Origin of the sequence: Castellaniella sp., assembly GCF_034675845.1 — a bacterium.
Classification (GTDB): Bacteria; Pseudomonadota; Gammaproteobacteria; order Burkholderiales; family Burkholderiaceae_B; genus Castellaniella.
Genome location: NZ_JAUCCU010000002.1, coordinates 258,304 through 285,292, shown reverse-complemented (window position 1 = coordinate 285,292; position 26,989 = coordinate 258,304). Strand labels below are relative to the sequence as shown.

Annotated in this window: 24 protein-coding genes; 12 read left to right on the top strand and 12 right to left on the bottom strand. The window is 57.7% G+C overall.

Going from position 1 to position 26,989, the window contains the following annotated elements; translation table 11 throughout:
* Positions 1–6 precede the first annotated feature (6 nt).
* The 10 genes from tssJ to tssA all read left to right on the top strand — a co-directional run bounded on the left by tssJ (position 7) and on the right by tssA (position 14,570).
* Positions 7–714, top strand: coding sequence for a type VI secretion system lipoprotein TssJ (gene tssJ / locus VDP81_RS12955; protein ID WP_322997259.1), 708 nt, complete (start codon positions 7–9; stop codon positions 712–714).
* An 11-nt stretch (positions 715–725) separates the two neighbouring features.
* On the top strand, positions 726–2,117 hold the full coding sequence (gene tssK / locus VDP81_RS12950) for a type VI secretion system baseplate subunit TssK (RefSeq protein WP_322997258.1): 1,392 nt from the start codon (positions 726–728) through the stop codon (positions 2,115–2,117).
* Positions 2,118–2,120: 3 nt separating this feature from the next.
* A complete protein-coding gene (locus VDP81_RS12945) occupies positions 2,121–2,789 on the top strand; it encodes a DotU family type IV/VI secretion system protein (RefSeq protein ID WP_322997257.1) in 669 nt (222 codons plus the stop codon).
* The gene (locus VDP81_RS12940) at positions 2,786–6,628 is read left to right on the top strand and encodes a type VI secretion protein IcmF/TssM N-terminal domain-containing protein (protein WP_323012553.1); all 3,843 of its coding nucleotides are present in this window, start codon (positions 2,786–2,788) and stop codon (positions 6,626–6,628) included. The genes VDP81_RS12945 and VDP81_RS12940 overlap by 4 nt, the downstream gene beginning before the upstream one ends.
* 78 nt (positions 6,629–6,706) lie before the next feature.
* Positions 6,707–7,198 carry a type VI secretion system contractile sheath small subunit gene (gene tssB / locus VDP81_RS12935; RefSeq protein WP_322997255.1) on the top strand — a complete coding sequence of 164 codons (492 nt, stop codon included), beginning with the start codon at positions 6,707–6,709 and terminating at the stop codon, positions 7,196–7,198.
* Between the two features lie 57 nt (positions 7,199–7,255).
* A complete protein-coding gene (gene tssC / locus VDP81_RS12930) occupies positions 7,256–8,737 on the top strand; it encodes a type VI secretion system contractile sheath large subunit (protein WP_322997254.1) in 1,482 nt (493 codons plus the stop codon).
* A gap of 51 nt (positions 8,738–8,788) precedes the next feature.
* Entirely contained in the window at positions 8,789–9,277 is a 489-nt protein-coding gene (locus tag VDP81_RS12925; RefSeq protein WP_322997253.1) for an Hcp family type VI secretion system effector, read from the top strand.
* Positions 9,278–9,384: 107 nt separating this feature from the next.
* Positions 9,385–12,108, top strand: coding sequence for a type VI secretion system ATPase TssH (gene tssH / locus VDP81_RS12920; protein WP_323012552.1), 2,724 nt, complete (start codon positions 9,385–9,387; stop codon positions 12,106–12,108).
* A 15-nt stretch (positions 12,109–12,123) separates the two neighbouring features.
* On the top strand, positions 12,124–12,900 hold the full coding sequence (locus VDP81_RS12915) for a hypothetical protein (RefSeq protein WP_323012551.1): 777 nt from the start codon (positions 12,124–12,126) through the stop codon (positions 12,898–12,900).
* Positions 12,901–12,926: 26 nt separating this feature from the next.
* On the top strand, positions 12,927–14,570 hold the full coding sequence (tssA, locus tag VDP81_RS12910; protein ID WP_323012550.1) for a type VI secretion system protein TssA: 1,644 nt from the start codon (positions 12,927–12,929) through the stop codon (positions 14,568–14,570).
* Positions 14,571–14,581: 11 nt separating this feature from the next.
* On the opposite strand, the gene VDP81_RS12905 is transcribed toward tssA, so the two are convergent.
* The 12 genes from VDP81_RS12905 to VDP81_RS12850 all read right to left on the bottom strand — a co-directional run bounded on the left by VDP81_RS12905 (position 14,582) and on the right by VDP81_RS12850 (position 24,630).
* Entirely contained in the window at positions 14,582–14,848 is a 267-nt protein-coding gene (locus tag VDP81_RS12905) for a Txe/YoeB family addiction module toxin (protein ID WP_323012549.1), read from the bottom strand.
* Complete coding sequence (locus tag VDP81_RS12900; RefSeq protein WP_323012548.1) at positions 14,842–15,087, bottom strand: type II toxin-antitoxin system Phd/YefM family antitoxin; 246 nt, start codon at positions 15,085–15,087, stop codon at positions 14,842–14,844. The genes VDP81_RS12905 and VDP81_RS12900 overlap by 7 nt, the downstream gene beginning before the upstream one ends.
* 380 nt (positions 15,088–15,467) lie before the next feature.
* Positions 15,468–16,436, bottom strand: a complete 969-nt coding sequence (locus VDP81_RS12895) for an IS5 family transposase (RefSeq protein ID WP_323011486.1) — start codon at positions 16,434–16,436, stop codon at positions 15,468–15,470.
* A gap of 133 nt (positions 16,437–16,569) precedes the next feature.
* Complete coding sequence (locus VDP81_RS12890) at positions 16,570–17,622, bottom strand: PD-(D/E)XK nuclease family protein (protein ID WP_323012547.1); 1,053 nt, start codon at positions 17,620–17,622, stop codon at positions 16,570–16,572.
* Positions 17,623–17,843: 221 nt separating this feature from the next.
* A complete protein-coding gene (locus VDP81_RS12885) occupies positions 17,844–18,512 on the bottom strand; it encodes a DNA translocase FtsK (protein ID WP_323012546.1) in 669 nt (222 codons plus the stop codon).
* 405 nt (positions 18,513–18,917) lie between these two features.
* On the bottom strand, positions 18,918–20,213 hold the full coding sequence (gene gltA, locus VDP81_RS12880) for a citrate synthase (protein ID WP_322997247.1): 1,296 nt from the start codon (positions 20,211–20,213) through the stop codon (positions 18,918–18,920).
* A 16-nt stretch (positions 20,214–20,229) separates the two neighbouring features.
* Positions 20,230–20,493, bottom strand: a complete 264-nt coding sequence (locus VDP81_RS12875; protein ID WP_322997246.1) for a succinate dehydrogenase assembly factor 2 — start codon at positions 20,491–20,493, stop codon at positions 20,230–20,232.
* 5 nt (positions 20,494–20,498) lie between these two features.
* Complete coding sequence (locus tag VDP81_RS12870) at positions 20,499–21,212, bottom strand: succinate dehydrogenase iron-sulfur subunit (protein ID WP_322997245.1); 714 nt, start codon at positions 21,210–21,212, stop codon at positions 20,499–20,501.
* 13 nt (positions 21,213–21,225) lie between these two features.
* Complete coding sequence (sdhA, locus tag VDP81_RS12865) at positions 21,226–23,001, bottom strand: succinate dehydrogenase flavoprotein subunit (protein WP_322997244.1); 1,776 nt, start codon at positions 22,999–23,001, stop codon at positions 21,226–21,228.
* A 1-nt stretch (position 23,002) separates the two neighbouring features.
* Positions 23,003–23,383 (bottom strand): succinate dehydrogenase, hydrophobic membrane anchor protein, encoded by a 381-nt coding sequence (sdhD, locus tag VDP81_RS12860; RefSeq protein ID WP_322997243.1) that lies wholly within the window; start codon positions 23,381–23,383, stop codon positions 23,003–23,005.
* Positions 23,383–23,796, bottom strand: a complete 414-nt coding sequence (gene sdhC / locus VDP81_RS12855) for a succinate dehydrogenase, cytochrome b556 subunit (RefSeq protein WP_322997242.1) — start codon at positions 23,794–23,796, stop codon at positions 23,383–23,385. The genes sdhD and sdhC overlap by 1 nt, the downstream gene beginning before the upstream one ends.
* A gap of 63 nt (positions 23,797–23,859) precedes the next feature.
* A complete protein-coding gene (locus VDP81_RS12850; protein ID WP_323012545.1) occupies positions 23,860–24,630 on the bottom strand; it encodes a GntR family transcriptional regulator in 771 nt (256 codons plus the stop codon).
* 259 nt (positions 24,631–24,889) lie between these two features.
* Here VDP81_RS12850 and VDP81_RS12845 point away from each other — a divergent pair, with 259 nt between their 5' ends.
* Both VDP81_RS12845 and prpB read left to right on the top strand, forming a co-directional pair.
* The gene (locus VDP81_RS12845; RefSeq protein WP_323012544.1) at positions 24,890–25,879 is read left to right on the top strand and encodes a malate dehydrogenase; all 990 of its coding nucleotides are present in this window, start codon (positions 24,890–24,892) and stop codon (positions 25,877–25,879) included.
* Positions 25,880–26,064: 185 nt separating this feature from the next.
* On the top strand, positions 26,065–26,964 hold the full coding sequence (gene prpB / locus VDP81_RS12840) for a methylisocitrate lyase (protein WP_323012543.1): 900 nt from the start codon (positions 26,065–26,067) through the stop codon (positions 26,962–26,964).
* Positions 26,965–26,989: the final 25 nt, after the last annotated feature.

Sequence of the window (26,989 nt, the reverse complement as noted above, 5' to 3'; positions counted from 1 at the left end):
TTTCGCATGCCCCCCACACGCCTATTATCGCTGTTCGTGCTGATCTGCCTGGCATCCCTGGCAGGCGGGTGCTCCAGCGTGAACTCGGCCCTGGGCGGAAACACCTCCAAAGAAGCCAAAGCCGAAGTCGCCTGGGACTATGCCCGTGGCGCCATCCAGATCGAGCTGGACAGCGACGCCAATCTGAACGATTACTTCAACCGCCCACACACCGTGGTCCTGGGGGTTTTTCAGGTCGCCGATGACAAAACCTTCACCAGCGCCCTGAAAGATACCGATAAATTAAAACAGGTCCTGGCCAGCGGCAATGCCGATAAAGACATACTGCAACTTGACCGTTATGTCGTCAGCCCCGACAAGCACACCATATTGACTCTGGACCGGGTGCAGGACGCACGCTTTGTCGGCCTGATCGTAGGCTACTACCATTTTTCACCCGACGATGCGGCAAAATTATTCCGTATCCCACTGAACATGGACAGCAGCGGTATGATCAGCACTACCTATACCGCGCAGCCTGCCCACCTGGCCCTGAAACTCCAGTTAGGCAGGCAACGCATCACCAATGCCCAGAGCCTGACCTTCGATGCCGACGCCAAACCCAACATCGAGTCCGTGCCGCTGGACAACAAGAACCTAGAAATCGATACCAGCAGCCAGGCCCGAGACGCAGCAGAAGCCTCCTCGTCGGCCGCCAGAAAGCTCCGCAACTAAGGATCTCGCACATGGATTTTCGCACTGCAACCTATTGGCATCAGGGGCTGTTTCTGCAACCCCAGCACCTGCAGCGCCAAGACCTGCACCTGCAGTTTCTCCAAAAGCCGCTGTATCAGTTGGCTTCCCCCTACGGCTGGGGGGTCGGCAGCCTGGAGTTCGCCCCGGAAGGCCTGGTGGCCCGACATATCGATGTGCGCGAAGCCCAACTGATCTTCCGGCCCAATACCTATGTCGAATTTCCCGGCAATGCCATCATTGCCCCCAGATCCTTCGAAACCGTCTGGACAGATACCGACCAGCCGCTGGATATTTATCTGGGCCTGAAAAAACTCGCCGTCGCCTATCCCAACGTCACCGTCGTCGATGCATTCGATGACGCGGCCCTGGCTTCTACCCGCTATGCATCCCAGGCCGATGGTCAGGAAACCCCCGATCTGTACGGTGACGGCCCCGTCGCCCAAGTCCCCATCATCAAGCACATCGTCCGGGTATTTTTCGGCCCTGAACTCGATGCGCTGGACGACTATGACCTGATTCCCATCGGCCAGTTGCAGCGCACCAATGACGTCATCCAGTTCAACAGCAACCACGTGCCTCCCTGCTATCACCTATCGGGCTCGGCCACCTTGCAAAATCTGTTGCGCGATATCCGCGACGACCTCTCTGGCCGCATGCGCCAATTGGCCGAATACAAGATCCCCGCTGATCTGCAACAAGAACTGGACGCCAGCTACTTCACGCTGATGCAAGCCCTGCAGGCACTCAATCGCCAGGTTCCCTCCCTGACCCATCTGGCCGAAACCCCACAAATCCACCCCTGGGAAATATACGGCGTCCTGCGTGGCTGCGTGGGCGAACTCAGCACCTTCAGCGAAGCCTTCGACGCACTGGGTCGGCGCCGCGACCAACCCAACGATACTGGCCTGCCCGCCTACGACCACCTCAATCAACAAGCCTGCTTCCTCAGCGCACGACAACTCATCAGCCGACTGCTGAACGACATCTCCGCTGGCCCCGAATTCCGTGTGACGCTGGAACCCATGGACGACTATCGGGTGGCCTCTATCGCCCGCGACCACTTTGCAGCGCGCAATCGGTTTTATCTCATGCTGCAATCGACTAAAAAATGGGATAGCTCGGTGCAGGACTTCCTGCGGCTGGCCCGTCTGGCAGCCCCCAAGGCCTTGCCGTCTCTCATCGACCATGCCCTGCCAGGCACGGACCTCATCGAGCTCAGCGCCCCGCCTCAAGGCATCCCAAAACGCGCCAATGCCCGCTATTTCCGCATCGAACAAATGAGCGCCGAATGGGAACAAATCGTCCAGGCAGCCGAAATCGGCCTGTTCTGGGCTGATGCCCCGGACGACCTACGTGCCCAGATCATCGTGCTACGAGGCTGACCCATGCCATTAGTTGACTGCTTTACCTTGCTGCTGGCCCGGATACAGGGCTTTCAACACCAGTCAGACATCACCCCGGAAGAACTCTCGGGCACGATAGACCAGTTGATCGACCAGGGCCATGCCCAGGCCCTGCACCAAGGTGCCAGTGCCGACAGCTTTCGCGCGGCGCTATACCCTGTTCTGGCCTGGGCCGACGAAACCATATCCCGGCGGCGCCATTGGGCCGACGAACACGCCTGGCAGCCATTTTTATTGCAGCGCCGGTACTTTCAGACCGGCATGGCCGGACGCGAATTCTTCGAACGCCTGGACCAATTAGGCCCGCAGGACCACGATTTGCGCGAAGTCTATCTGCTGTGCCTGTGCCTGGGATTCCAGGGCCGTTACAGCACGGCGACCAATACGGCAGACCTCACCGACATCCGCATGAAGCAATACCGCCTGCTGCCTCAGGCCAGTCAACATAACGCCGCTGCCGATAGCCGTATGTTCCCTGCCGCCTACTCTGCTCAAAGCAAATCAGGCCGGCGTAGCCTGCGATCACGGTTTTCTCTACAGCGCCTGTTGCTGATTCTGGTCCCTCCCCTGTTTGTGCTGGGGCTGGCGCTGATCATGCACACACAGCTCACCCAGGCCGTCCAGCAATTCCGTCAGGCCATCAACCTATGAAAACCTTTCTGCTCAGGTTCCTGCAACTCATCGCCTTGGCCTTATTCAGCTGGATTCTGGCCATGTATCTCATGTGGCCGGCCTGGGGGGCGCTCGCGGTTTTCTTCGGCTGCATCGGCATTTGGCTCAGTTATAAGCTCTTGCGTCGCCTGTGGCTCGTGACGCGGTCGCGGGCAAAGCTCGCCGCTTCCGAAATCCACGGGCGCAGTCAGAACGACACCCCTGCAGGCCTGACGCGGCTTAACCAGAAATGGAAGCAAACAATCGCCTCGTTGCGTCGCTCCAGCCTGCGCCGCCACGGCAACCCCATCTATGCCCTGCCCTGGTACATGGTGATTGGTCAGCCTGGCAGCGGCAAGACCACCGCCATCACCCAATCCCGGCCAGGCAGCCTGGTGCGCGGCACGGCCCCCCAAGACATCATCGAACCCACTGAAAACTGCGAATGGTGGTTTCTCAATCGCGCCGTGATTCTGGACACAGCGGGGCGCTATGTTGCGGCCGACAACACCGAAACCGACCAGGCCGAGTGGAATCGCATCCTGGAATTGCTCTCAAAATACCGCCTCAAGGAAGGGATTAACGGCCTGGTCCTGTGCGTCACCGCCGACCAGCTCATCCAGGCCTCTGAAGACACCCTGGCCAGCCAGGGCCAAGCCCTGCGCGAACACATCAACCAACTGATCCGCCTGTTCGACCGGCGTTTCCCCATCCATCTGCTGATCACCCAGTGCGACCACATCCCGGGCTTCGAAGCCTGGTCCAAGGTCCTGTCCACCAGCCAGCTCAGCCAAGCCATGGGCTTTACCGGTGTTTTGGCAGATGGCGATGGCGCCGAAGCCCGCTTCGCCGACCAGGCCATCGACCAGATCACCGCACGCTTGCGCCAATTGCGCCTGGATACTGCTGTCCAAGGGCTGGATCTCAGCCCCGAACTGCTGCTCTTTCCTGACGAAATCGAACGCCTGCGTGCCGGACTGAAGCAATTCCTGGCTGCCAGCATGGGCAATAGCCCCTACCTGGAGCAACCCCTGTTGCGCGGTATCTTTTTGACCAGCGCCCACCAGGATGGCCAGCACTGGCCGGATATTCTGGATCAGAAAACCGGCAACACCAGGCCGGTGCCCGTGCGCAAGGGGCTGTTTCTGCATGACGTATTTGAATATGTGCTGCCCGCTGACCGCAGTGCCTGGCAGCCTACCATCATCGTCGACCGCTGGCGGCAAGCCACACGCAACCTTGCCACACTCACCTGGCTCTGCCTGTGCCTGGCAGCCCTGGGATTCCTCCTGGTGTCCTACTACCAGACCCGCACCAGCTTGCTGCAAATCCGTGATGCCTACCCCAAGACCTCACTGAATAAGGACCAGCCCGCCCAAGAGCGCATTCAGGCATTGCGAGGCATGCTCAGCATCATCAACCTGATCGACGACCACGAGCAGCAATGGGCCACCCGCTGGCTGGCTTTCAGCCCGGATTTGATCGGCCTAGAGAACGACATCAAATCGAATTATGTGGATGGCTACCGCGAACTACTGGAACGCAACCGCCGCGAGGTCATTATCCCGGCCCTGCAGCAGGACGACCCGGCACATGAACAGGCATATTCAGCCGCCATCCTCACCCTGACCCGCAACATCAACCAGACCCAGGCCCGCATCCAGGGCGCCGATTACGAGCAACTGCTGAAGATGCCCCAGGCACCCGAGCAGATCACCGCCACATTAGGGCTGGACCTGCCTTCTTCATTGGATGGCGCTCCGGCCCAAATGGCGGCTGCCTTCAAGGCCTGGAGCCCCACCAACGCCCCCTGGCTGGAAGACACCGCCACCTCTGACCGCACGTTGCTGCAGCAGGCCATCGACCAGACAGACCATTTCCCCTGGCTGCTATCCTGGGCCAATCACCAGTCCGGACTCAGCCCAGTTGCGCTACGCGACTTCTGGCTGCCCGGTTCCCAGGGCACCAACCACAATGAAATCCCGCCAGCCATGACCCTGGTCGGCTACCAACGCATCGAAAAACAACTGGACGAAATCGGCCAGGCCCTGAACCAATCCACCGATTTCCAGTTCAAGAAAGGCGCCTTCGAGGCCTGGTACGCCAGCGAGCGCCTGAACACCTGGCGCAGCTTCGCCTGGTCGTTCGATCAGGGCGAACAGCTCATCACCAATGAGCCCGCCTGGCGCGATCTGGTCACCCGCGTCGACACCGTCACCAGCCCCTACTATCTGTTTTTCGACCGCCTGAACGCTGAGTTCGCAGGCACACCGGATACCGAGCTACCTGGCTGGCTGCAGTTTTCGCGCGAATTCAGCACACAGCGCCGGGTGTCCAGCGATAATATTTCGCTGGACAAGGCCTCGGCCATCATCCAGACCATCAATACCATCGGCACCCGCATCCTGCACCCGGAAATCAAAGGCCACGTCACCGCGGCGGCTGGCACTACGCTCAACCGGTCCATCCAGGGGGTCCAGGCATTTTCCGACTACGCCAAGCAATTCGACGTAGCCGCCGCCAAGGCACTGGAAGGCACAGGTCAGGCCTATCAACTATCCGCCGACTACTTCAGCCTGGGCACCAACCCAAAAGCCGCCAGTTCCGACCTGCAAACGGCCCAAGATAGCCTCAACGCCTTTCGGAAAGCATCCGGCTATAACCAGCCCGATGACCAGATGATCTGGAAACTCGTGGGCGGACCTTTGCGCATCCTCACGCAATACGCCCTGGAACAGGCCTCTTGCCACATCCAGCAAGCCTGGGAACACGATGTGCTCTGGAAAACCCAACTGGCCGTCAGCTCACGCGAGGCCAACGACCAACTGTTCGGTGATCAGGGCTCTGTCTGGGCATTTGCCGATGGACCACTGAAACCCTTTGTTCAGCGTCAGGCCAGCGGCTTCAGCCTGCTGGTCAAAGACGGCTACAAGGCCCCGCTGAATGCGGATTTCCTGCCCTTTCTCAATCGCTCGGTCAATACCCGGGTGGAATCCGTCGTCAAGACCAAGCAGGCCGAGGCCGTCAAGGGCAAAAGCGCCAACATCCTGATCACGGCACGCCCCCTGGGCGTCAACGAAGGGGCCAAAGCCCAGCCCTACGCCGCCATCCTGTCCATCCAATGCTCGCAGCAAGAAGTCACGCTGGACAACTTCAATATGGCGGTCACCAATAGCTTCGACTGGTCACCTGAACAATGCGGCGATGTGACGCTGCGCATTGACATCGACGATCTGACCCTGACCCAGCGTTATCCCGGCCCCATGGGCATGGCCAGATTCCTGACCGATTTCAAGGACGGCGAACATATTTTTACCCCGGCAGATTTCCCGCAATCCCAAGCCCGCCTGGATGCGCTGGATGTACGTACCATCCACGTGCGCTATGACTTCACAGGCGCCGACCAGTTGCTGGCCATGGCAGACCAACTCAGCTACCTGGCCGAGACCGATACTCCCGCCGCCGGGGTTGGGGTCACTCCGGCCCGCGTCGCCTTGAAAATTCCGGATCGGGTCGGGCAATGCTGGACTGCGGGCCCTCCCCGTCAAACAGCATCCACCCTGCCGCTGTATATCCAGCAGCGCGCAGATCTGTTGCTGAACCCCCTCCCCGAACCCGACCCGGTGCAGGCGCCTGAACCACCGCCGCCACCGCCGCCCAAACCAGCGCCTCCAGAACGCACCCACAAGGTCTTGGTCGGTGATACTCTGTATTCACTTGCCCGGCATTACGGCACGACCATAGAGGCTCTGCAAAAGCTCAACCATATTAAAAATGACAACCTGATCCTGATTGGCCGGACTTTAAAAATCCCGCCAACAGAAAGTAACCCTACTTAAAACATTGACAAAACCAAGCATCTCGCGCCAAAATTTTCATGCCCTGCACCATCGGGCTAGCCATTACAGGAGACACACATGGCCACAGAAGGATCCGTCGCCCCAAAAGAACGCGTCAATATCACCTATAAGCCAGCTACTGGTGATGCCCATGCCGAAGTCGAATTACCTCTCAAGCTCCTGATTCTTGGCGACTTCACCCAAAGCGCCGATGACCGCAGCGTCGAGGATCGCGCGCCCATCAACGTCGACAAGGACAACTACAACGACGTCCTCAAGGCCCAGAACCTGTCACTGGATCTCTCGGTCCCGAACCGCCTGGAGCCCGGCTCCGAAGACAATATCCCGGTTAATCTGAAATTCGAATCGCTGGCGGATTTTCAGCCCGACAGCATTGTCGAAAAAGTCCCGGAATTGCGCTCCATCGTCGAATTGCGCGGTGCCTTGAAAGCTCTTAAAGGTCCCTTGGGCAATATTCCCGACTTCCGCAAAAAACTTCAGGAACTCGTCCAAGACGACGCTGCCCGCGAACGGCTATTGAAAGAACTCGACATCGAAGACAAACAATAAATCTTCTGCATACCCCCGTTGCACGGGGCCCCATCGAACACCACGCAGGATGTAAGCATGAGCGAAGAAGCCGCAAAACAGGAACAAACCAGCCCCCAGGAAGCCAGCGGATCCCTGATCGACCAGCTACTGGAGACCACCCGGGTACGCCCCGGTGACGAGTCCTACGCAATCACCCGCCAAGGCATTCAGACCTTTATTTCGTCCCTGCTGGACCCCGCCCGGGCCACAGACCGCATCACGGCATCGCTGGCCGATGACATGATCGCGGAACTGGACAAAAAACTCTGCCGCCAGGTCGATGAAATTCTGCATCACCCGGACTTTCAGCGCATGGAATCCTCTTGGCGCTCGCTGAAGTTCCTGATCGACCGCACCAATTTCCGCGAAAACATCAAGATCCAGATCATGAACGTCAGCAAAGACGATCTGCTCAGTGATTTCGAGGATTCCCCAGAGGTCACCAAATCCGGCCTCTACAAAAACTGCTATACCGCCGAATTCGGCCAATTTGGTGGCCAGCCGTTCGGGGCCATCATCGCCAACTACGAATTCGGGCCAGGATCTTCCGACGTCAAGCTTCTGCAATACTGCGCCAGCGTGGCATCCATGTCCCACGCCCCATTCATTGCCGCTGCCGGCTCGCAGTTCTTCGGGTTGGACGACTTCGCCAAGCTTCCCGACCTCAAGGACCTGTCCTCGATCTTCGAGATGCCGCAATACACAAAATGGAACGGCTTTCGCGAAAGCGAAGACGCACGCAACGTCGGGCTGGTGCTGCCACATTTCCTGCTGCGCACGCCCTATGGCAACGACACCACACCTTCCAAGAAATTCAACTACGAAGAAGACGTCACGGCAGGCAATAATGCCTTTCTGTGGGGCAACGCCGCCTTTGCCTTCGCCTCGCGCCTGACGGCCAGTTTCGCCGACTACCGCTGGTGCGCCAATATTATCGGGCCACAAGGCGGCGGCACGGTGGGCGATCTCCCGATCTACAACTTCCAGGCCATGGGCGAGATCCAGACCAAGATCCCCACCGAGGTCCTGATTTCCGAACGCCGGGAATTCGAATTGGCCGAACAGGGCTTTATTGGCCTGGCCATGCGCAAGAACAGCGACAATGCTGCGTTTTTCTCGGCCAACTCCTGCCAAAAACCCAAATTCTTTGGCAATACCAAAGAAGGTAAAGAAGCCGAGACCAACTATAAACTCGGCACCCAATTGCCCTATATTTTCGTGGTCAGTCGCTTGGCACACTATATCAAAGTGTTACAACGTGAAAATATTGGTACATGGAAGGAACGCGCAGACCTAGAAGGTGAACTAAACAACTGGATCCGCCAGTATGTCGCCGACATGGATGCTCCGGGACCAGAGGTTCGCAGCCGCCGACCTTTGCGCACCGCCCAGATCAATGTCGAAGACGTAGAAGGCGATCCCGGTTGGTACCGCGTTTCCATGCTGGTACGCCCACATTTCAAATATATGGGCGCCTCGTTCACCCTATCCCTGGTGGGCAAGCTCGACCAAAAATAAACCCTGAACGCCGGCTTCGGCCGGCAAACATTCCTCTAAGGAGAAACCACCATGCCAATGCCCGGTTACCTGACCCTCACAGGTCAAACTCAAGGCAAAATCGACGGCAGTTGCACAATCCAGGGCCATGAAAATACCATTCTTGTCCAAGCAGTCGATCACACCATCGAAATCCCGAAGTCCATCCAGACGGGCCTGCCTACCGGCAAGCGTATCCATGGTCCCCTGACCATCACCAAGGAAATCGATAAGTCCTCGCCCAAGCTCTTTCAGGCATTGACCTCGGGCGAACAACTGACCGACGCCAAGCTTGAATACTATCGAATTTCACCACAAGGCAAAGAAGAGCTCTACTACACGGTAGAGATCAAAAACGCCATCATCACCTCCATGCACAAATTTGTCCCGATCTGCCTGGATCCGGCCAATAAGTCCATGGGCCACATGGAAGCCGTGTCCTTCACCTACGAGACCATCATCGAAACCTTCACACCCGATGGCATCGAAGCTCAGGATTCCTGGAACGCTCCAAAGTCCTGATCCAGTCTTTCCCCAACAGCCAGGCCCAGTGCCTGGCTGTTTTTCTCCCCCAAGCCTTGTGCTGCGGGACCTTCCTCCCTATTTTTAATTTTTCCAGGTAGCCGTACATGCAAATCGTCGAGTTCAGATCCCTGGTCGAGCGTCTCAACCCCGCTTGCCGTGACGCCCTGGAAAATGCGGCAGGCCTATGCCTGAATCGCACCCACTACGAAATCACCATCGAGCATCTGCTGGTGCGCTTGCTCGACGACCCCAACGGCGATACCCGGCTGATCCTGCGCCAGGCCGACATTGACCCCGGTCGCTTGCAGCGGGCGCTGGAACAATCCCTGGAATCCTTTAAAACCGGCAACGGCGCGCGGCCCCAGTTCTCGCCCCTGTTGCCGGATCTGTTCTCCGATGCCTGGATGATCGCATCGGTCGATCTCTTCGAATCATCCATCCGCTCGGGTGCCCTGCTGGCGGCATTTACCGCCCGGACATCCTTTTATGCCAACAGCACCTATGGCGCCTTGCTGGAACACCTAGACAAAGACCGGGTCATCCAACTGCTGGGCACGGTTGCCGCCCAATCCCGCGAGACCGGCATGGCCACCGCCGCTGGCGGCGCCAGCGGCGGTGCTGGCGCCCCGGCAGCCGGCCCCGATGGCCGCGGCGGCACGGCCATCCAGCGCTTTTGCGAAGACTTCACCGCCAAGGCCCGCGACGGCAAGATCGATCCGGTCTTCGGCCGCGATCCGGAAATCCGCCAGATGGTCGACATCCTGGCGCGTCGCCGCAAGAACAACCCAATCTGCGTGGGCGATCCCGGCGTCGGCAAAACCGCCGTCATCGAAGGCCTGGCGGTACGGATCGCCGAAGGCGATGTCCCCGATCTGCTGCAAGATGTCACCATTCTGGGCCTGGACATGGGTGCCCTGGAGGCCGGTGCCGGCGTCAAGGGCGAATTTGAAAACCGCCTGCGTGGCGTGATCACCGAAATCAAGGCATCCCCCACGCCCATCATCCTATTCATCGACGAAGCCCACACCCTGATCGGGGCAGGCGGTGCAGCCGGTTCCAGTGATGCAGCAAACCTCCTGAAACCCGCTCTGGCGCGCGGCGAACTACGCACCATCGCTGCCACCACCTGGAGCGAATACAAAAAATACTTTGAAAAAGACGCCGCCCTGGCGCGACGCTTCGAACTGGTCAAGCTGGACGAACCCAGCGTGGACATGGCCGTGCAAATTTTACGTGGCCTCAAGCCGCGCTACGAACAAGTTCACCAAGTCATCATCCGCGAAGAAGCCCTGGCCGCCGCCGCCGAGCTCTCGAACCGCTATATCACGGGACGCCAACTGCCCGACAAGGCCATCGACCTGCTGGACACCGCCTGCGCCCGCATCAAGATCAACCTGTCTTCCAAGCCCGACTTCATCGAGGATCTGGAACGCCAGCAACAAATGCTGGAACGCGAAAAAACCGGCCTGCTGCGCGACATAGCCAACCGCGTACCCACCGACACAAGCCGACTGGACGAAATCGAACAATCCCTGGCCGATACGCAGACCCAGCTGACCGCCGCACGACTACGCTTCCAGACACAGGCCGATGCCGCCCATCGCGTGCTGGCGCTACGCGCAGAGCGCAGCCAGGCGACTGCAGCCGCCACCACAAGCACCGGTGCGGCAAGCGACGAAGCCCTAGACACACAGGCTAGTGATGCCCCCCCCGTTGCCGATGCCGCCACGCCTCGCGATCCGGCAGCCATCGAGACCGAACTCATCCAGGCCGAGCAGGCCCTGGACGCCTTGCAGACTCAGGAAAAACTCATTTTCATTGACGTCTCTGGCGACACGATTGCCAAGGTCGTTTCCGACCGAACAGGCATTCCGCTGGGCAAGATGATGCGCGACCAGGCCTCTGCCGCTCTGGGTCTCGAAGACACGCTGAAAACCCGCATCCGAGGCCAGGATCATGCCCTGAACACGATTGCCGAAGTCCTGAAATCAGCTCGATCCGGCCTGCGTGATCCTGATCAGCCCATGGGGGTCTTTTTGCTGGTCGGGCCATCAGGCACCGGCAAGACCGAAACCGCACTGTCGATTGCCGATACCGTGTTCGGCGGCGAGCAATCCATCGTCACCATCAACATGAGCGAATTCCAGGAAAAGCACACGGTCAGCCGACTGGTGGGTTCGCCCCCCGGCTACGTGGGCTATGGCGAGGGTGGTGTGCTGACCGAGGCCGTGCGTCAGCGGCCATATTCGGTAGTGCTGCTGGACGAGGTCGAAAAAGCCCACCTGGATGTCGTCAACCTGTTTTATCAAGTCTTCGACAAGGGCGTGTTGTCCGACGGCGAGGGCCGCGAAATCAATTTCCGCAACACGGTGGTGTTCCTGACGTCCAATCTGGGCCTGGACGTGATCACTGAACTCTGCTCAGGGGACGAGCACCCGCCCCTAGAGGCCATTCAGGCGGCCATCCGACCCATTCTGTCGCAGCACTTCAAACCCGCCTTGCTGGCCCGCATGACGATTGTGCCCTTCCTGACCCTGAATACCGACGCGCTGCAGGGCATTGTCCGCCTGAAGCTCGACAAGCTCGCCCGCCGCATGCTGCAAAACAACAAAATCCGTCTGGAAATCAGCGATGCCGTGGTGGACGCCATCACCCAGCGCTGCACCGAGGTCGACACTGGCGCGCGCAACATCGACTTTATTTTGCGCGGCACGCTGCTGCCACTGCTGTCCAATACCCTGCTCACGCACATGGCCAATGCCCAGGAGCTCAGCCAAGCCCAACTGGGGGTGGACGAGCAGGGCCAGTTCACTGCACACTTTGCTTAGGCGCCCGCTCCCGACATGACCGAAAAATGTGCCTGGTTCATCAACCTCTCCGATGACGAACACGCAGCCCAGGCCGCTGCGCTGCAACTCAAGCCCTACGGCCTGCCTATCCGGGGGCAACGCTGGCCCCAGGGCCTGGCCTGGTTGGCCGCCGCCCAGGAAGCGGCCAGCGCAAACGCCGCCGTCACCGTGGTCTTTGGCGCGGCCAACCGCTATGCCGATCCGGCCCTGCGCCGCGACCTGGCCTTGTTCAGACTGATGCTGCAGACCCAGGCGGGCCATGCCATCAACGGTTTCACACTGCTGACGGACGATACGCCCGATGCACCGCAAGCCATGCCGGGACTGGCCGTGCTGGACGATTGGACGCCACTGTCGGCGGGCTGGCCTGCAAAGCTCATCGCCCGTGCCTACGCCCCGATTGCGCCGCGCTGGCCGGCTCAACTGGGCCTGCATGCCCATGAACGCCTGGGGGTCTGGCTGGAAACCCATCCTCAACCTGGTCACACCGCCTCAGGCGCCTTGGTCGGGGTGGCCGGCAATCAGGCAAAGATCGATTTTCATGCCGTGGGCCCCAAAGGCGGCCTGCCATCGACCACCGATAACCAGTACGAACTCAGAGGCCTGCAATTCACGGTGGCCGATACTGCCTTCGAGGCGTGGGGCCTGCGCAATCTCATCCCCGCAGACGAGCGTTACTATGTACGCTTGGAGGGCGACCCGGATTTGCTGGCCATCGGCAGCCTGCCTGATGGCGAACCCGATGATGTCGCCCTCATCCGCCTGGGATAATCTCCCCCGGCCTGACGACACACAACATGACGACGATCAATACAGAGCCCTTACTACACGCCATCTCCGAACAAGCCCCTGGCGGCACCGACATCCGCGACGGCGAAGCCTACGAGGCGCTCTCCAGCGAAATCGAAAAAATGGCCAGCCCCACCAGCGACGGGCAGATCGACTGGACCAAAATCGAAACGCTGGCCAGCCGGATATTGGCCGAACAAAGCAAGGATTTCATGGTGGCCGCCTGGCTGTCGGCCGCCTGGATACACCACCACGGCATTGATGGGCTGGCTGCCGGGCTGCACCTTTACGAACAACTCGTCGCCCAGTTCTGGGACAGCGCCCAGCCCCCCCTCAAGCGCCTGCGCGGGCGGCGCAATGCCCTGATCTGGGGCATCGAACGGGCCAGTGGCTGGCTGGAACAACAGGATCTTGCCCCATTGCCTGTCGCCTTCCATGCCGCCATGCTGGCCGATATCCAATCCCTGGATGCCCGCCTGGCCGAACTGGACCCCGACAGCCCCCCGCTGCAGGCACTGATGCAGCAGATTCGCCGCCTACCCACAGAAGAACCCGATCCGGTTGACGCGCCGGAGGCCGTTTCACCCCCCATCGCCACGGCGCAAGCCAGTCCTTCCCCATCCACAACGGCACCCGGCAGCCCAGCAATCCCTGCTGCGACAGCCATACCCACTGCCACTGCTGCCGCCCCTGCGACAGCCCCCGGTTTTGCACCAACAGCCAATGGCACCCAGCCCCTGGATAGTCCCGATGCCGCCATCCAGGCCCTGCGTCCTGCATTGGAATACATTGCTCAGATCAACGGCTCGTTGCGCACGCTCAACCCGCTCAACCCCATCAGTGTGGATCTGTGCCGCTTGACGGCACGTTGCACGATTTTGGAATCCCCCCCGGCCCAACAGGGTCTGACCGCCCTGATGGCCCCCCCCGTGGCCATCCAGGATGCCTTTGGCACCATCATGCAAAACAGCAATCCCGATGGCCTGGTCGAATTCTGCGAATCTCGCCTGGGTACGTTCCCCTACTGGCTGGACCTGGACCGCGAATCAGCCAGGGGCTTTGCCCTGATGGGGGCGGCCGGTGCCCCCCTGCGCCAGAAAGTCATCGAACACGCCCTGTCTTTCACCCAAAGACTGCCGAACATCGAACACCTGGCTTTTTCGGATGGCACGCCCTTTGCCGACGAAGCCACCCGCCAATGGCTGGCCAGCAGCAGGGCCGAACGCGAAGCCGGGAGCAGCGCCCCCCTGGACCGCCCCGGCCAGACACAGCAGCAGGCCCAGGCCGCCCTGGCCGCCGGGCACCCCGAACAAGCCCTGGCGGCGTATCAAACCCTGATTGAAACCACCTGGGCCGGACGCGACCGTTTTCTGGCCCGCCTGGCCCTATTGGAAGCCCTGCCGGGACTGGCGGCAGGCGCAGCCCCCTATCCCCTGGCCCGCCACCTGGCCGATGAATGCCAGACGCACAAACTGGATAGCTGGGAACCGGACCTTGCCCGCCGCTGCTGGCAGGCCATCTACCGGGCGCTGCGCAACAGCCTGAACAAGCCAGCGGATACAGCCAATCCGGCCCAGGAATCCGCCAGCCGGGATTTGATGGCACAGGCGCAGCTTGCTCTGGCGGGATTGGCCCCGGGGGCGATGGTCTGATAGGCTACCGACTACTCGTAGTGCGTCCACATTCTTAACACACGAACAGTACGTTCTTGGGTAAATACCTCGTATACCAAACGGTGCTGAATGTTGATGCGGCGTGAATAGGCTCCGGACAGATCACCAACTAATTTTTCGTAAGGCGGTGGATCCTGAAATGGATCAATTCCAAGAATTGAAATCAACGCTTGCACTTTGGCTTTAAAGCCAGCGGCAGCTACTTTTTTCGCGTCTTTGGACGCTGCCCGCGAAAAAACGACCTGCCAGCTTACCACTCTAGCGCCTTGGCGCTTTTTTCCAGTGGTTCTGCCATGCCCTCTTTGATAGATTCACGCATTCCTGGCACAGAGATCAAGTACAGGGTTTCTTGAATGGCATCCCAATCGGCTTCCGAGATCAGTACGGCACTGGTACGTTTACCCGCAATTCGGATGGGCTGGTGGGACTCGGCAGTTTGGTCGATAAGGCGGTAGAGATTCGCCCGTGCTTCAGTCGCAGTCAGAGTTGTGGACATGATAAATCTCCAAATACGCTTAAATAGTACGCTTTTACGTACGATATAACAACGCTTAGTACACACTGCCGCCTGGCCCGATCACATTCAGTCATGAATCGATTGACCTTAAGCCCTGCCGCTAACGGAGGAAAACTTCCACCTATCGAGATACCCATATAAACACCTTTTCAAATGACTTGCACTGTAAACCATTGAGGTCTGGGGGCCTGACTGACGACTAGGGAAGGTCTGATCAAGCCGGTTTCAGAATCTGTTTTTCCAGCCCAATCGACCTGAATTTCATAATGCAGAACTTTTGCTCAAAAATAGGCCAGAATCAGGGTGATTTCCGCCCTGACAGGCCCGTTTTGGGCCCTCTACGCCCATTTCGGGCGCACCTATCCCGCCGTAGCCATCAAATGGTGGCGCACCTTCCACAGGTTTGCCAACGTAAACAGCATCTTCAGCTGCGCCGTGTTCTTGGCCAGCCCCCGATAGCGCACCTTGGTAAATCCAAACTGGCATTTGATCACCCGAAACGGATGCTCCACCCGCGAGCGCAGGCTGGCCTTGGCTCGTTCGTAGGACTCCAGCATCCGCCCCATGTTGCTCTTGCCCAGCGCACGGCGTTTGCCCGGACGCATGGCAATGTGCCACTGCACGTTGCGACTCTGGTTTTCCTCTCGATCCTGGACTCCTCGGTAGCCCGCATCGCCCAGCACCAATTCTTCTTCACCGTGCAGCAGCGCATGGGCCTGCGTGACATCGTGAACATTGGCTGCCGTGCCCACCACAGTGTGCACCAGGCCGGTCATGTCCACGCCAATGTGGGCCTTCATGCCAAAGTGCCACTGATTGCCCTTCTTGGTCTGATGCATCTCGGGATCCCGCGCGCCTGCGGCGTTCTTCGTAGAACTGGGCGCTTCGATGATCGTGGCATCGATGATCGTGCCCTTGCGTACCGTGATGCCCTGATCGGCCAACAGCAAGTTCACCGCTTCCAGTGCGTCTGCTGCAATGTCGTGTTTTTCCAGCAGATGACGAAAGTTCAGGATCGTCGTCTCGTCAGGAATGCTGCCACGCGTGAGCGAGAGCTTGGCGAAATTGCGTATCGAGGTGCTGTCGTACAGCGCCTCTTCCATCGCCGGGTCCGACAGGTTGAACCACTGCTGCATGAAGTGGATGCGCAGCATCACTTCCAACGGGTAAGGCCTACGGCCGTTGCCGGCCTTCGGGTAGTGCGGTTCGACCAGGTCGGCGAAGACCTTCCAGGGAACGGCCCGTTCCATCTGGGCCAGGAACTTCTCGCGGCGCGTCACTTTGCGCTTGCCTGCAAATTCGGCGTCGGAAAAACTCAACTGGCTCATCGGGGCTTCCTGATTGGGTCTCGTTCAACAACCTACATTCTGACAGGTCCAGGGGACTTGTTCAGACCTTCCCTAGGCAAAACAAAGTGATTTTCCTTTTGTTTTACCTCTATTTTAGTGACCTTGTGCTGGTTTATTGTGCAGCGTCCGTTTTGAGCGATCTATTAGCATCCTCTTTAACGACCCACACCATCCATTCGCAAAGCTTTTCCTTTATTTCATGTAATTCTGTAAAGATAGGCCATCTTGCCAAAGCTAATCTACCTTTTTCTATGGCGATATGATCGCTACACCTAGATAATAATTGTATTATATATTCATTTGACGATTGATCTCTTCCAAACAACGTCAATTCCCATCCTGCTTGGCAAATATTCAAATCAAAGGCAATCAAATTTCCCGAAAGATTAAAATCATGTACCAAGCAATATCCTGCATATATCCACTGCTTTTCACATACATCAGGTTTTTTTATTTCTTCTTGTAACTTTTGAATTCTATATCTGAGCTTGTATAAAAACATATTTTTTACGCTAATTAATGAATTTATCCTACTCTCATTTTTAATAAAAAACTTATCATTTTCATCAAATTCCATATCGCCACCTTTTAAATTTTCTATAGTATTTATAAAATCTATGAGATACAAAAGCCATTTTTGAGAAGATGTGGTTACGTAATTCCCAAGATGCTCTTTAATTTTTAAAAAAAACTCCTCATAGGTGATGCATATAAAACCAAAAGATTCTTTTTCTTTCCTTATAGAAAGAATGATTTTCATGACGGCCAATTGATTGGGCTTCGCCCATTCGTCAAGTGATTTCCCATAGTCCTCTAGGTCATTTGCAAGAAAATGATATATTTTATTTTCAATGCCAATCAACTGGCTTTCGGTCTCTATTAGTATATCTAGCCTCCCACCATTTACTGTATATACTTCGCGACTTATCTGAACATTACTTTGGTTTGTCTCATTTGCACCAGCAAGATTTAGAAGAGAGGAAAGCATTAACTTGCCAAGGCCATGTTCGTTATTTGGGTTAAGAAAGAATGCTAATACATTACTAGCCACATTTTCGTAATGTGGATACCCGGCCACGTCAAATATGCTTTTACTGCACGCTTTTTTTGGTAAAGATTCAAACTCGCTAAGTAATTCCAAATATTGATCACAAGATGGCGGCATACGGTGCTCCTTTCTATTCTGATGTACAGCATTAGCCGCAAGCGGCGCATATTTATTTTCAAAAAAGCTCAGTGTTGACCTCGCCCTCTGTTAATGGCCATTGACACCCTCCACGTGAAAAACAACCACAGTGCTGTGTCGATAGTCCGTGATGCGCTGTGCCCACGGCAGATCGTCGCAATGCAAGTAAACAAGGATGCTGTCTTTTTTGATTCCTTTGCTCACTTTTGTTGCCAATTTGAAGCCGAAAATCCCCTCAACGTACAATCATGGAAATCTTCCGCGCCATTCTGAACAACAGTAAAGGTAGGAAATTGTGCAATTCTCACATTCTCCGGTTGCACGACAACAGTGACCGTCTCGACCTCGAAACAAGCTTTGAGACTAGGCCGGAGACATTCGACTAGAATTTCGAATGTCCCATGCCGTGATTCACCTGAGAAATATCTCGTAAGAATAATTTTTTCAAAGATCTGCTGCTCGGCGCATAGTTCGCAGTAAAAATCATCGCGGCGACGCAATGATGGTGTTAGCGCAATAGAGTGTTCGATCTTATCGCGACTGAGCCGATAACTAAGCGGACTTTGTGGGGTAATGGATAGACTCAATTTAGTCTTCTGGGCCGAGGCAATAGTTGAATCGGAAGCTGCCACCGCACGAGCTATGTCGTCTTCCGCATCAAAGAGGACAAGACGGCGACCCGTGGCATCGATAGTACCGACAACTCCCCTGTGTTCCAGTCCATCTACCAACGAGAGCGCGAACCCGTAGCCCAATCTAAGTTGGCGCTGGATGAGGCTGACCGTAACCCAGCCATAGGCTAAAGCAACCTCTCTCGCCCGTCCGTAGTAGTCAGTAGATTCCGGAGTGTCCTCATCTGTTGACAGCATGTATTTTCCTTTATGTCTATTAGAGAAGGCCTGATCAGCTCGTTTTCGAATTCGACGTTGGCGACCCAATCTGTCCAATTTTCATAATGCAGAAGAATCGCACAAAAATAGACCAAAACCAGTGTGGTTTTCACACTGAACACCCAGCTGCGGGCGCCTTTGCTTATTTGGGGCACACCTACCCCGGCAGTGGTGACGAACCTTCTGAGCCCTGCAAAGGGGTTGAGTTCCTGAATTGAGGCGCCTACTGAACAAAAGGACAGTCACCTCCCTTGATAGTATTCAGCCATGAACCGACCGCAGCAAAATTCCATCCATGCCGAGTACCCACAAAAAACGGGCCTCCGCATTCACGAAGGCCCGTTTTCCTAATCCGGCATCAGATGCCGAAAAAACCCAGTGCGCTTATTTCACGTCACGTACCGCAGCACCGGTGTACAACTGGCGCGGACGACCAATTTTGTAGCTGGGATCGGACAGCATTTCATTCCACTGGGCGATCCAGCCCACCGTACGGGCCAAGGCAAAGATTGCCGTGAACAAGGACGTGGGGATGCCGATGGCACGCTGCACAATGCCGGAATAGAAGTCCACATTGGGATAGAGCTTGCGCTCGACGAAATACGGATCTTCCAGGGCAATGCGTTCGACTTCCATGGCCAGCTTGAACAGCGGGTCGTTATGCAGGCCCAACGCATCCAGCACTTCGCGGCAGGTCTCCTGCATCATGGTGGCGCGCGGATCGAAATTCTTATACACGCGGTGGCCAAAGCCCATCAGGCGCACGCCCGAGTTCTTGTCCTTGACCTTTTCCATGAATTCGCCGACTTTTTCGATGCCGCCATTGGCCTGGAGGTTTTCCAGCATGTTCAGGCAGGCCTCGTTGGCGCCCCCGTGGGCAGGACCCCACAGGCAGGCCACACCAGCGGCAATCGCAGCAAACGGATTCGTACCCGACGAGCCGCACAGACGTACCGTCGACGTCGATGCGTTTTGTTCGTGGTCTGCATGCAGGATGAAAATACGGTCCAGTGCACGCTCAACAACTTCATTGACCTGGTAGTCGTCGCACGGCGTGGCGAACATCATGCGCAGGAAGTTGCCCGTATAGGACAGGTCGTTCTTGGGATAGATAAAAGGCTGGCCCAGAGAATGCTTATAGGCCATGGCGACCAAGGTAGGCATCTTGGCAATCAGACGAATAGCCGACACCTCGCGATGCACCGGATTGGTGATATCGGTGGAGTCATGATAAAAGGCCGACAGCGCCCCTACCAAGCCCGTCAAGACCGCCATCGGATGGGCGTCGCGGCGGAAGCCCTGCAGAAACGTGTGCATTTGTTCATGCACCAGCGTGTGATGCGTGACCAGATCATCAAAGGCAAATTTTTGCTGAGCATCCGGCAGATCGCCGTTCATGATCAGATAGGCGATGGACAGAAAATCACATTTCTTGGCCAGTTGGTCGATCGGATAACCACGATACAGCAGTTGCCCCTTGCCCCCATCAATAAAGGTGATGGCGGATTCGCAGGATGCGGTAGCCATGAAACCCGGATCAAAGGTAAACATCCCGGTTTCGCCATAGAGCTTGCGGATATCGATAACCTCGGGACCAACGGTACCCTGATACACCGGGAATTCAACCGCAGGACTGCCGTCGGAGAACGATAGCGTGGCTTTTTTATTGGATAGCTGCATGTGATTTTCCTTTAAGTTACAGCGCTTTCATTTGCTCAACGAGCCGCCGGATATCGGGCGTGTCATAAATGCCAGACACGTCGCTACGCCCCAACAGAACATCGAGTAATTCGTTGTCGCCCATGTCGAAAAGTTGTGTCAGTGCTCGGACATCGACCTCGGACAACTGCGCTTCGTGAAGATCCAGAAAGCGCGTGATGATGAGGTCGTTTTCGAGCAGGCCGCGCCGCGCCCGCCAACGCAGGCGAGCGCGGTCCAGATCAGTCAGATCGTCAGACATGCGAGTTACACCGTCCGGCGCACAAGCATTTCTTTGATCTTGCCGATGGCGGCCGACGGGTTCAAACCCTTGGGGCAGACTTCGGTACAGTTCATGATCGTATGGCAGCGGAACAGGCGATACGGATCTTCGAGGTTATCCAGCCGCTCGCCCGTGGCGTGATCGCGAGAATCCGCGATAAAGCGATACGCCTGCAGCAGGCCCGCCGGACCGACGAACTTGTCCGGATTCCACCAGAAAGACGGACAGGCCGTAGAACAGCAGCCGCACAAAATACACTCGTACAAGCCGTTGAGTTCCTCGCGTTCCTCAGGAGACTGGAGGCGCTCTTTCTCGGGGGGCGGCTCGTCGTTGATGAGGTAGGGCTTGATCGAATGGTACTGATCGTAGAAGAACGTCATGTCGACGATCAGATCGCGCACCACCGGCAGGCCAGGCAAAGGCTTCAGCACGATGGGCTCGGTCAGGGTCAGCAGATTCGTTGTGCAGGCCAGGCCATTATGGCCATTGATGTTCATGGCATCCGAACCGCATACGCCCTCGCGGCAGGAGCGGCGCAGCGCCAGGCCATCATCGACCTCATTTTTAATGCGCATGATGGCGTCCAGCAGCATCTTGTCCGATGGCTGCAGCTCGACTTCCAGCTTTTGCATGTAGGGGCGCTCGTCCTTGTCCGGATCGTAGCGGTAGATTTCAAATTTAACGATACGTTTGGTCATTACGTTATCCAGATTAGAAGGTACGCGGCTTGGGCGGAATGGTGTCCACAGTCAAGGGCTTCATGCGCACCGGCTTATATTCCAGGCGATTGTCTTCGGCAAACCACAGCGTGTGCTTGAGCCAGTTGACGTCGTCACGCTCGGGATATTCGTCCAGCGCATGGGCGCCACGGGATTCCAGGCGATTGGCAGCGGACTTGGAGGTGGCTCGGGCGACCTCGATCATATTGGCGACTTCGAGCGCCTCCAGGCGGGCCGTATTGAAGACCTTGGACTTGTCCGAAAAATACATATCGTGGACTTCGGGCACCAGATCATTGATGACCGCTTCGCCTTCCTTGAGCTTGTCGATCTTGCGGAACACCCCATAATGGCTTTGCATGGCCAGCTGCATCTTGTGCACGACATCCTGGGGCTTTTCGCCCGAGGTGCGGGTTTCCAGGTGATTGACACGATCCATGGAGGCATCGATATCGGTGTCCGGCAGCACCTGATGGCTGTGCTGGCGTTCCGGGTGTTGGTCGACGATGAAATTGCCGGCCGAACGGCCGAACACCACCAGATCCAGCAGAGAATTGGTGCCCAGGCGATTGGCGCCGTGCACCGAGGTTGCCGCGCACTCGCCAATGGCGTACAGCCCGTTGACGATTTTTTCTTCGCCGTTGACCAGCGTCATGACCTGACCATGGTAGTTGGCCGGAATGCCGCCCATCTGGTAGTGAATGGTCGGCACGACCGGGATCGGATCCTTGATCGGGTCGACGTTGGCGAACTTGATGGCGATCTCGCGAATCGACGGCAGGCGTTTTTGGATGGTTTCCGCCCCCAGATGATCGAGCTTCAGGTGCACATAGCTGCCATCGCCACAGCCTCGGCCTTCCTTGATTTCCTGGTCCATCGAGCGCGAGACGAAATCGCGCGGCGCCAGGTCTTTCAGCTGAGGCGCGTAGCGTTCCATGAAGCGTTCGCCGTCTTTGTTCAGCAGAAAGCCGCCCTCGCCGCGCACACCTTCGGTGATCAGCACGCCGGCACCGGCCACGCCGGTGGGGTGAAATTGCCAGAACTCCATGTCTTGCAGGGGAATGCCCGCACGCGCCGCCATGCCCAGACCGTCGCCGGTATTGATGAAGGCATTGGTGGTGGCCGCCCAAATACGACCGGCGCCGCCCGTCGCCAGCACCGTGTGCTTGGCTTCCAAGACGTAGATTTCGCCGGTTTCCATCTCGATGGCCGTGACGCCCAAGACATCGCCATCGTTATTGCGCAGCAAATCCAGTGCCATCCATTCGACGAAGAAATTGGTGCGCGCCGCGACGTTGCGCTGGTACAGCGTATGCAGCATGGCATGACCGGTGCGGTCAGCGGCAGCACAGGCGCGCTGGACAGGTTTTTCGCCAAAATGCGAGGTATGCCCGCCAAAGGGACGCTGGTAAATAGTGCCGTCCGGATTGCGGTCGAAAGGCATGCCGAAATGTTCGAGTTCGTACACGGCATTGGGGGCCTCGCGCACCATGAACTCGATGGAGTCCTGGTCGCCCAGCCAGTCGGAGCCCTTGACGGTGTCATACATGTGCCACTGCCAGTGGTCTTCGCTCATGTTGCCAAGCGATGCACTGACGCCGCCCTGGGCTGCCACGGTATGCGAACGCGTGGGAAAGACCTTGGTCAGCACGGCGACGGTCAGGCCGGCGTTGGACAGTTGCAGAGCGCAGCGCAGGCCGGCCCCGCCGGCACCAACGACCACCACATCGAACTGGCGGCGCGGGAGAGATTTCTTGACAGCTGCCACGTTAGAGACTCCAGAGAATTTTGATAAAGAAGGCGGCGGCGGCCACCAGCCACAGCGCAGTCAGTACCTGCAGAAACAGGCGCAGGCCATCAGAACGGGCATAATCCATCCAGATATCGCGCACACCCACCCAGGCATGCCAGATCAGGGATAGAAATGCCACTGTAGCCAGCATCTGGCCCACTGGCAGCGCACCGACCGTAAAGACGAAAAAGGCACGCCAGGACTCGAAGCCCAGGCTAGGGACAAACACCGCATAAAACACCAGAATCAAGGTGTAGACGGCCATGATGACCGCCGTCATGCGCTGCACAATGAAATCGCGTGTCCCGTAGTGGGCGCCCACGACCAGGCGCTTGCGACCGATGCGTTCATGTGTCATTACCAGACTCCAAACAGTTTCAGGCCAAACACGGCGGTCAGCACCAGGCCAATAATGATCACCAGCGCACCAGAGCGCTGCGAAGGAATACGGTCATTGCCGATGTGCAGATCCAGCGTCAAATAGCGGATGCCCGCGCAGAAATGGTGGAAATACCCCCACATCAACACCAGCAGCACGATCTTACAGGCGGGGCTGGATACCCAGTCTTTCATGGCTGCAAAGGTCTCTGGCGACTGGACGCTCTGGGCAAACAGCGGGACCAGAATCACCGGCAGCGCCAAAAACAGCAGCGCGCCGCTGATGCGGTGCAGGATGGAAGCTTTGCCCGCGTTTGGCAGCTTGTAGCTCATGAGGTCGGATAACCCCAGATTACGAAACTGCGGGCGCGGCTTTTTGACTGATTCAGACATGATGGCCTCGTAGTGGATAAGAAAAAATTCAGTGCTGATGCGGCATTTTCGCCGATCTGCGGGTCAATTCAAACTGTTGCGATAATGATGGCGTTCCGTTACGTAATGCCCCCGCCGCAACTCCATGGGTCGGTCGCCATAAGTGTAAGCAATACGCTCTACTTGCAACAACGGACTACCCGCTGAGACCTGCAGGTGTTCCGCCTGGATCTGGCTGGCCGCTACGGCACGGATTTTTTCCTCGGCACGTACCATGCTGACCCCGAACTCGGTCTCGAACAAGGCATACACCGGCCCCCGGTAGCGTTGTAGAAATTCCAGTGTCAGGCCTTTGAAGGGACTGCCAGGCAACCAGATATCATCCAGAATCGTCGGGATGTCATCAAAAGACAGCACCCGACGCATATTGACCACGGCATCGCCCGCCCGCAGATCCAGGGCGGCGGCGATATCGGCCGAGGCCTTGGTGCGGCGACAGTCCAGTATCTGGCTGGTGGATACTCCCGGCTGGCCATCGTCCGGACTAAGGCGTAAAAACCGATACCGTACGCGGGCTTCGTTGTGGGTGGCCACAAAAGTGCCCTTGCCCTGGCGGCGGATCAAGAGGTTATCCGCAGCGAGTTCGTCGATGGCCTTGCGCACAGTCCCCTGGCTGACCTGGAATCGTGCGGCAAGCTCGAGTTCGCTGGGGATGGATTCGCCGGGCTTCCATTCGCCGCGATCCAGCCCCTGCAAGATGAGCCCCTTGATCTGCTGGTACAGCGGGCTGAAAGCGGCACTATGAGAAGTGCGCCCTGGCGGCTGTTGGCGATCTAGCTGGGAAGTATCTGACATGTCTTGGAAATGTTGCAGGGCAGCCCATGCTACAAAATGGAACTGCGCTATTTTCGCATTTCCACGGTCAGATGTCTAATACTCTTCTGTCTTATATAAGATATAAGACTCTTGACGTTGAGGGATGAAATACACTACTCTTTTCGGCACTTTTATCAGGGCATATGATGCTGCCGCTGGCTAGCCTGGCCAAACCGGGCTCTGGTGCGCCATTCCCCTGATTCCGGATACTGTTTACCATCCCACTCGGAGAATCACTATGTCCAAACCCGCCATGCGCGTTGCCGTCACGGGCGCCGCCGGCCAAATCGGCTATGCCTTGCTGTTTCGTATTGCCTCGGGCGAAATGCTCGGCAAGGACCAGCCCGTCATTCTGCAACTGCTGGAAATTCCGGACGAACGCGCCCAAAAAGCCCTGCACGGCGTGATGATGGAACTGGACGACTGCGCCTTTCCGCTGCTGGCCGGCATGAGCGCCCACAGCGACCCACGCACCGCCTTCAAGGACGCTGATGTGGCCCTGCTGGTGGGCGCCCGTCCGCGCAGCGCAGGCATGGAACGCAAAGACCTGCTGCAGGTCAATGCGCAGATCTTCACGGCCCAGGGCAAAGCCCTGAACGAAGTTGCCAGCCGCAACGTCAAGGTTCTGGTGGTGGGCAACCCCGCCAACACCAATGCCTATATTGCCATGAAATCCGCCCCGGATCTGCCGGCCAAAAACTTCACCGCCATGCTGCGCCTAGACCACAACCGCGCCCTGTCCCAACTGGCTGCCAAGACCGGCAAGGCCGTGGCCGACATCGAAAAACTGATCGTGTGGGGCAACCACTCGCCCACCATGTACCCGGACACGCGCTTTGCCACCATCGGCGGCCAATCCGCGCAGTCGCTGGTCAATGACCAGGCCTGGATCGCCGATACCTTCATCCCCACCGTAGGCAAGCGCGGCGGCGCCATCATCGAGGCCCGCGGCCTGTCGTCGGCGGCCTCGGCCGCCAACGCCGCCATCGACCACATCCACGACTGGGTGCTGGGCAGCAATGGCAAATGGGTCACCATGGGCATCCCCTCCGACGGCTCTTATGGCATCCCTGAAGGCATCATCTACGGCGTGCCGGTCACCACAGAAAACGGCGAATACACGCGCATCAGCGGCCTGGAAATTGACGCTTTCTCGCGTGAGCGCATGGACCATACCCTGAACGAACTGCTGGAAGAACGCGACGGCATCGCCGATCTCCTGAAATAATTCGTTCTGCGGCGGCCCGCCCGGACACCCAACCGGTGCGGGCCACCAAATGTCCAGCCGATGACAGACAAGGATCCTTTCCGGGCACAAAATCCCTCTACCACCGACTGGAACTCCGCCCCTTATCCGGGGCGATTCTGCCGCGCACAGGGTCTGCCCGGCGCGGCTGCACACCGGAGCCGTTCATGACCCGTCCTTCCTCTCCAGGCGCCCTGCTGCGCCAAGCCATCGCCGAAGAATCCCCGCTGCAAATCATCGGCACCATCAACGCCAATCACGCACTGCTGGCCAAACGCGCCGGCTATCGGGCTATTTATGTATCGGGCGGCGGCGTCGCTGCCGGCTCATTGGGCCTGCCCGATCTAGGCATCAATACCCTGGATGACGTGCTCACCGATATCCGTCGCATCACCGATGTTTGCGACGTACCGCTGCTGGTGGATATCGACACCGGCTTTGGCCCGTCGGCCTTTAATATCGCCCGCACCGTCAAATCCCTGATTAAATTCGGCGCCGCCGGCTGCCACATCGAGGACCAGGTCGGCGCCAAGCGCTGCGGCCATCGGCCCGGCAAGGAAATCGTCAGCATCGAAGAAATGGCCGATCGCGTCAAAGCTGCCGCCGATGCCCGCACCGACAGCGATTTCTATCTGATCGCCCGCACCGACGCCATCGCTGTCGATGGGGTGGATGCCGCCCTGGAACGCGCCCACGCCTGCGTCGAAGCCGGTGCGGATGCAATTTTCGCCGAAGCCTCCTATGATCTGGAGACCTACGCAAAATTCTCCAGTTCCCTGCCTGTGCCAGTCCTGGCCAACATCACCGAGTTCGGCAAGACCCCCCTGTTCACGGTAGAAGAGCTTGCCAGTGCCGGAGTCGGGCTGGTGCTATACCCGCTGTCCGCCTTTCGCGCCATGAATAAAGCCGCCGAAGCCGTTTACCAGGCCATCCGCCGCGACGGCCACCAGCACAGTGTCATCGACCTGATGCAGACCCGCGAAGAACTCTACGACCGCATCGGCTACCACAACTACGAAGCACAGCTTGATGCCTTGTTTCAGCAAGGCAAAGGCAAGGCCAACTGAACGCGCCGGTCCCATCCCCTTTATT